At 55.6% G+C, this 6,478-nt stretch carries 9 protein-coding genes; 6 read left to right on the top strand and 3 right to left on the bottom strand.

The features are described from left to right. Both HFM78_RS04130 and HFM78_RS04125 read right to left on the bottom strand, forming a co-directional pair. On the bottom strand, positions 1 to 248 hold a 248-nt coding region (locus HFM78_RS04130; RefSeq protein ID WP_287128156.1), incomplete at its 3' end, for a hypothetical protein. A 153-nt stretch (positions 249 to 401) separates the two neighbouring features. Continuing rightward, the gene (locus HFM78_RS04125; RefSeq protein WP_287128155.1) at positions 402 to 761 is read right to left on the bottom strand and encodes a hypothetical protein; all 360 of its coding nucleotides are present in this window, start codon (positions 759 to 761) and stop codon (positions 402 to 404) included. Between the two features lie 238 nt (positions 762 to 999). Between HFM78_RS04125 and HFM78_RS04120 the strand changes: the two genes are divergently transcribed. Further along, positions 1,000 to 1,272 carry a DUF3288 family protein gene (locus HFM78_RS04120; RefSeq protein ID WP_287128154.1) on the top strand — a complete coding sequence of 91 codons (273 nt, stop codon included), beginning with the start codon at positions 1,000 to 1,002 and terminating at the stop codon, positions 1,270 to 1,272. Here HFM78_RS04120 and HFM78_RS04115 read toward each other — a convergent pair whose 3' ends face one another. Next, on the bottom strand, positions 1,273 to 2,781 hold the full coding sequence (locus HFM78_RS04115; RefSeq protein ID WP_287128153.1) for a UbiD family decarboxylase: 1,509 nt from the start codon (positions 2,779 to 2,781) through the stop codon (positions 1,273 to 1,275). A gap of 495 nt (positions 2,782 to 3,276) precedes the next feature. On the opposite strand from HFM78_RS04115, the gene HFM78_RS04110 reads away from it, so the two are divergent. From HFM78_RS04110 to HFM78_RS04090, 5 genes are all read left to right on the top strand, one after another. Next, entirely contained in the window at positions 3,277 to 3,387 is a 111-nt protein-coding gene (locus HFM78_RS04110) for a photosystem II reaction center X protein (RefSeq protein WP_287128157.1), read from the top strand. A 5-nt stretch (positions 3,388 to 3,392) separates the two neighbouring features. Beyond that, positions 3,393 to 4,622 (top strand): ergothioneine biosynthesis protein EgtB, encoded by a 1,230-nt coding sequence (gene egtB / locus HFM78_RS04105; RefSeq protein WP_287128152.1) that lies wholly within the window; start codon positions 3,393 to 3,395, stop codon positions 4,620 to 4,622. 59 nt (positions 4,623 to 4,681) lie between these two features. Continuing rightward, the gene (locus HFM78_RS04100; protein ID WP_287128151.1) at positions 4,682 to 5,380 is read left to right on the top strand and encodes a phosphoadenylyl-sulfate reductase; all 699 of its coding nucleotides are present in this window, start codon (positions 4,682 to 4,684) and stop codon (positions 5,378 to 5,380) included. An 81-nt stretch (positions 5,381 to 5,461) separates the two neighbouring features. Further along, positions 5,462 to 5,869: a diacylglycerol kinase family protein gene (locus HFM78_RS04095; RefSeq protein WP_287128150.1), complete on the top strand. Its 408-nt coding sequence runs from the start codon at positions 5,462 to 5,464 to the stop codon at positions 5,867 to 5,869. A gap of 17 nt (positions 5,870 to 5,886) precedes the next feature. Beyond that, on the top strand, positions 5,887 to 6,478 hold a 592-nt coding region (locus HFM78_RS04090; protein WP_287128149.1), incomplete at its 3' end, for a hypothetical protein.

Here is a 6,478-nt window from a genome sequence, read left to right as displayed (position 1 = left end):
GGGCTAAAGGGGGCGGGATCCTTAGCGATGAAAGCGTCTTCCTCGAATTCCTGGATCTCCTCCACCTGGGCATCTTCGATCGCCATGCCCTTAAGTTTCTTGAGGGTGGCTGTGGGATAGCGCAGGAAGCGGCGGGCTTGACTCTGGTCCAATTCCCAGATCTCTAAATTACTCAGGTATCGGGTTTCAAAGTTGCCGCCCTGTTCTTTGGGAGTGAAATAGGTGGTGCGTGAAATGAGGTAGTACAACCGTTGCTCCTGACTTGCCCCTTGAGTAAATTCCAGCGTACTGCTTAAGGGGCAATGTGTGAACCCATGCTGTCATAAGCCTAGCTAAAAATTACATAGTTTGAGGCCAGGGACGGTCCTCGTCCCTGGCCTCAGTGCTTAACTTTCGTCAGCTTAGCAACGGTCGCCGACCCGCGCATTACGGTTGAGAGTTACAGAGCGATCGCTGGTGCTATCGCCCTCGCCGGTCACAGTTCCGGTGCCCGTCGCGCCTTTCACATCACCCGTGGCACTGCCTTTACCAATCGCTACACCGTTGCCGCTGACAGTTCCGGTGCCTTTCTTAGCGCGGACCCGCCCGTCTTGGCAGTAGAGGGCAACCCCCTTACCCGTGGCCGTACCACCGCCTTTAATTGCACCTTTACCTGTGCCTGTGCCGGTCCCCCGGACGGCTCCACTGCCATCACGGGTCTGGGCCATAGCCAAGGGGCTCATCAACAACAAAGACAACCCAATCGCTGCAAACTTTTTCATAACTACCTCAACCGATGGTTTACCTATATACTGACCCCACTCACACCCCGTTTAGTTCAGTCCAAGGGGCTAGCCCAACTAAAATCCGCCCGTAGAAATAGATACTAGCCAATTCTTGAGAGACGATTATTCACCCTAGGGCCTACGCTAACCTGACCTAAGTGCGGCGGTGAGAATGGGTTTTTGGGAGTAGGTGCGGACTGGGTAGTTATCATGAGTGAACAATTTCTGTAGCCCCATGACCCAGACCCATCCCCAATACCACCACGATTTATACACCCTCCAGACCGTTGCAGCAGCCCCGGTCAGCGACCAAGCCCTAGCAGAACTGGCCCGTCTCTACATCCGTTACCAGGACTTCAAGGGTGCTCCAGAGATCCATAGCTTAATCAAGCAGTTATTCAAAACTTGGTCACTGACTCCAGAGACGTTATTTCAACAGACCCGGGTGATCCACCACCAGCGTCCGGTTTTCCGGGGGGATAGTCTGCGTCAGGATGACTGGGCCTAGTTAACCGTAATAGCCCCAGGCGCGGGGGTCCACGCGGTCTAGAGGAATATCTTCTAACCCATACTCCGCCCAACGGCGTGTGACCAAATCCTTAGTAGCCCCATCCATGACCAGTGGTTCACCCCAGGCGTGGTCCGTCTCGGGGGGGATTTTGGTCGTTGCGTCAATGCCCATCCGTGCCCCCAGGCCAATTTTGGGACAGGCAAAGTCCAGACTATCGAAGGGGGTATCCTCCAAAATAAATACATCCCGTGCCGGGTCTACTTTAGAAGCAATTGCCCATACGACTTGGGAAGGGTCGCGGATATCAAGATCAGCATCCACGACGACCACAAATTTGGTGTAGGTGAACTGGACCAAGGCCGTCCAAAACGCCATCGCCGCCCGCCGTGCCTGACCGGGGTAGGACTTCTTAATCGAGATGACCGCCAGCTTGTAGCTCAGCGCGTCCATCGGTAAAAAGAAATCCACAATCTCTGGGACCTGTTGGCGCAGCAGTGGCGTGTAGACCCGGTTGAGAGCAATAGCCATCATCGCTTCTTCTTTGGGCGGACGGCCCGAGAAGGTGGCGAGATAAATCGGGTCCAGCCGGTGGGTGAGGGTGTGGATTTGGACCAAGGGCGCGGGTTCTGGGAGTCCGTAGTACCCCATGTGGTCGCCAAAGGGACCGTCCACCTGCATCTCCCCGGGCGTAATCGTGCCTTCGAGGATAAACTCTGCCATGGCGGGTACGAGCAGGTCTGAGGTCTGGCATTTCGTTAATTTGACCCCCTCGCCTCCGTACAGTCCCGCAAAGAGCCATTCCGAGAGTTCGACGGGGATGGGGGTCGCCGCCGCCAAGATGAGGAGGGGGTCCACACCGACGGCGATGGCAATGGGCATAGCTTGACCCCGTTCGGCCCACTTGCGCAGGTGTCTAGCCCCGCCGCGCACCGAGAGCCAATGGACGGTCATCGTGTTGCGACTCTGGTACTGGAGCCGATAGATCCCGACGTTGGGGGTGCCGTCCTCGGGGTCTTGGGTGATGACCAAGCCCATGGTCAGGTTGCGTCCCGCGTCTTGGGGCCAGGGCTGGAGCAGGGGCAGCAAATTGAGATCTACTTGGTCTTGGTTGAGGATGACCTGTTGACAGGGAGCGTTGAAGAGGACCCGGCCCGGTTTGGCTTTGAGGACATCCAACAGCAGGGGCGCGAATTCGAGTAGGCCCTGGAGGTTGCGGGGGGGGCGGGGTTTTTGGAGTTTACCGAGTTTTTCGCCGAGGTCTTCGAGTTGCTGCTGCTGCTCTAGGCCCATTGCCCAGACCACACGCTCCACGGTACCCAGGAGGTTGACCACCACCGGGAACTTAGCCCCCTTCACCTGTTCAAATAACAGGGCCGGACCGCCACAACGCAACATCCGCTCGGCAATCTCAGTAATCTCCAAGTAGGAGTCCACGGGGGCCTCAATCCGGCGCAACTGCCCACGCGCCTCCACCAACTGTAGAAAACTACGCAGGTCACGGGTCACAAGGAGTCCTCAAAGGCTTTGTCCCATCGTACTCGGGGGAACTTAGGCGTAAATGAGATCCGTGATGGCTTGAACTAGGCTGGGTTGGTTGGATTCAACTGCAATCAGTCTGGATGGTAAGTTAACCTGTTCTAAATGAGGTGCAAGCTTTTTGTAAGCATGATCTGGGAATGCAGCCAACAACCGATTCTCAACGCTCCCTAGGGAATCCTCTGACAAAGGTATTCTCCGTATAACATTGTAGGTATTAGTTGGTTTTTATGCCACTACTTGCGTATTATTTACATATGTAGAGCGTATTTCCTGCCTTAAATCGAACGTGAAGTATGAGCTTGGGCTCGTCGCTCGGTGTAAATTGTAGATTTTGTACTGACTGGCATGAGTAGAATGCATAGACCGTATATAGACTGGCGTAGACCTTCTACCAAACCAGCGTCCTAAAAATCTTAAATATTGATAAAATAAAATCATAAAGTTTTGCCTGGAGGATTGGCAGTGACCCCTTCTTTAGTGAATTTCCTGTTGAGCTTGGTGGCGGGCGGCATTGTAGTGGGCTTGGGCGCGTTGGGGCTGACCCTGGTTTCCCGTATTGACCGGATTCGCTAGGCCCGGTGGTCTTTGCTCCTGTTGCCGTCGCCTGTGGTTCCTATTGGGTAGTTCGTGCCCTGAGTGAAACCCTCTGTGAACCCTTGGAAATTGAGGATTATGGCATCCAGTCCATGGCGGATGTTAGCCCTCCGAAGTGGCACCTTGCCCATACCTCTTGGTTTTTTGAGACATTTTTGCTAGGACCCCTCCTAGCGGGTTATCAGCCCTTCCATCCCCAGTTCGGCTACCTGTTCAACTCCTATTACGAAGCGGTGGGGGTGCGCCATCCCCGGCATCAACGGGGTTTGTTATCGCGGCCTACTGTGCATGAAGTCTATCGTTATCGCGCTTACGTGGACCACCACATGGGTGAACTGATGGCAACGGTCCCCCCCGCGCAATGGGCACACCTCGTCACCCTGGGACTACACCACGAGCAGCAGCATCAAGAGTTGCTCCTGATGGACATCAAACATATCTATGCCACCAATCCCCTGCGGCCCGTCTACTGTCCCCGTCCGGTCGTCCTTAGTGAGACCACTCCCCTCGCTTGGACTGAATTCCCGGCGGGCTTGGGGGAGATTGGGCATCAGGAAGGGAATTTTGCCTTTGATAACGAAGGACCCCGCCACCGGGTTTACCTCCAACCCTTCCGGCTGGCCCAACGGCTGGTCACGAATGGGGAGTATTTGGCGTTTATGGCGGACCAGGGCTACGGGCGGCCTGAATTTTGGCTTGCACAAGGTTGGGAAACCTGTTGCCGCGCGGGTTGGACGGCTCCGCTCTACTGGGAACAACACGGCGATGCATGGTGGCACACGACCCTCGCGGGGCTACGTCCAGTGGTCTTAGCCGAACCCGTGTCCCATGTGAGCTTATTTGAGGCTGATGCCTATGCGCGGTGGACGGGGCAACGGTTGCCCACGGAGGCGGAATGGGAAATCGCCGCGAGTCAAACCCCTACGCCAACACCGAACTTACTCGAAGCCGGACATTTACATCCCCAACCCGCCCAGGGACCGCAATTTATCGGTGACCTGTGGGAGTGGACCCAGAGTCCCTACACGGGCTATCCCGGCTACCGCCCGGACCCCAGTGCCCTGGGGGAGTACAACGGGAAATTTATGTGCAATCAGTTCGTCCTGCGTGGGGGCTGCTGTGTGACGAGTAGTGACCATATCCGCCTGACCTACCGCAACTTCTTCCCGCCCGAGGCGCGGTGGGCCTTCAGTGGGATTCGCTTGGCTGACTAATCCCCTAAAACCCGATTGGTTTAGTGTACAATCGAAGGACCACAGGCGAGGGGTTGTCAGTGATTGCCATTTCAAGTGCAGGCACCTGGGTCGACCAACGGGCTGAAGAGTTTGCTGAAGCTCCAACTGAAGACCTATTGCGTTGGGTGATTGACCAGTACGGCGCGGATTTTACCGTGGCCTGTGCCTTTGGTCCTGAGAGCATTATTCTGATTGACCTGTTGAGCCAGTTGCAACCCGTCGTCCAGGCTTTTTTCCTGGATACGGGCTTCCACTTCCAAGCGACCTTGGATCTGCAACAAAAAATGACCGAGCGTTATCCCAACTTGGCCTTAACCGTCGTCCGGCCCCGCCTGAATGTCAGTCAACAGAACGCGGTCTACGGGGCAGACCTACCCCAACAGAACCCGGACCAGTGCTGCCAGTTACGAAAAGTCGAACCGCTACAACGTGCCCTCCAGGGCTACCGTTGTTGGCTGTCGGGGTTGCGCCGGGAACACGCCCCCAACCGTAGCCAGACCCCCTTGCTCCACTGGGATTCCAGGCAAATGCTTAAGGTAAACCCCCTAGCTGATTGGTCCAAGGGCCGGATGTGGCAATATATTTTGGAACGGGGTCTTCCCTACAATTCCTTACTAGATGAGGGTTACACCTCAATTGGTTGTGCTCCATGTACGCGACGCCCGTTGCCGGATACTGATGAGCGTTCGGGACGGTGGCAGGGTACGACTAAACGCGAGTGCGGGATTCACCTGTGATTCCCTAAAATGTATCGGTTGCAACAAAATAACGGGGATGGGCTACCGTACAGTGAATTTACCTACTGATACTGCTGCACCGTGACCAAACAGATTATCCCAAAACGTCGTTCCTGGCAGGTGGCTGACAGTCTTTTTGCAAGCTTTAAGTATGCTTGGGCTGGGGTGGTTTACTGTGCGGTGACCCAGCGAAATTTTCGTATTCATTTGATGATTGGTTCTATAGCCGTAGCCCTAGGCATTTATGTCAGGATTTCCCCCTTAGAATTTGCGGTGATTAGTTTGACGATTGCGCTAGTCCTCACGTTTGAATTACTCAATACGGCTCTAGAAGCGGTAGTGGACCTGACCGTGGGCGAACGGTACCATGAGCTTGCCAAGATCAGTAAAGACACGGCGGCGGGTGCAGTTTTGATTGCGGCGATTGGGGCGATGTTTGTGGCCGGTTGGATTTTGTTGCCACCGCTGTTGACCCGCAGTATTCCCTAGCCTGATAAGCTATTGCCATGAAAGGGCAAGGGGCTTCTTTAGCACAATTCCGTAAGACACTCCTGAATGGTTTTTTAGGAGTAGCGACGTCTGGTTTGGTCCTGAGCGTGACGGGAATGGTCGGGTTTAATTATTTCGCCCGCGATTGGGTGAATGAGCAGTTACGACCGGGTGTGGAACGAGAATTGACCCGGAGTCTCAAGCGCAAAGTCGCTCTGGGTCCGGTCACGGCCTTGCTGCCTTGGCGGATGGAGTTGGGAACCTCAGCGGTCCAGAATCTGGGCACTGTACAGGCGGTGGCGGTGGGGTTTAGTCCCTGGGACCTCTTGTCGAAACGGCCCATTCCCCTGAGTCTGGCCTTGATTGAACCGGATGTCCTCTTGGAACGGGACCGGGCGGGGCGTTGGGCGATTGAGGATCTTTTTGTCAACCTCGAACCCACGGCTGGAGCGGTGGTGGTCGAACGGGTGACGGTGCAATCCGGGCGGGTCCGGGTCCGCTCTGCCCGGACTGCCGCTTTTAATTTGGTCGGGGTCCAAGGGGATTTTGCGGGGCTGGCGCGGGTTAATTTCAACCTCAAGGGGACGCTTGATGGGGCCAGTTGGGAGG

This window comes from Candidatus Cyanaurora vandensis, assembly GCF_013285555.1.
Taxonomy (GTDB): domain Bacteria; phylum Cyanobacteriota; class Cyanobacteriia; order Gloeobacterales; family Anthocerotibacteraceae; genus Cyanaurora; species Cyanaurora vandensis.
This window is presented reverse-complemented; position numbering and strand designations above follow the sequence as displayed.

Coding starts and splice junctions, on each gene's coding strand:
- HFM78_RS04125 (WP_287128155.1), bottom strand. CDS start 761: ATGAAAAAGTTTGCAGCGATTGGGTTGTCTTTGTTGTTGATGAGCCCC.
- HFM78_RS04120 (WP_287128154.1), top strand. CDS start 1,000: ATGACCCAGACCCATCCCCAATACCACCACGATTTATACACCCTCCAG.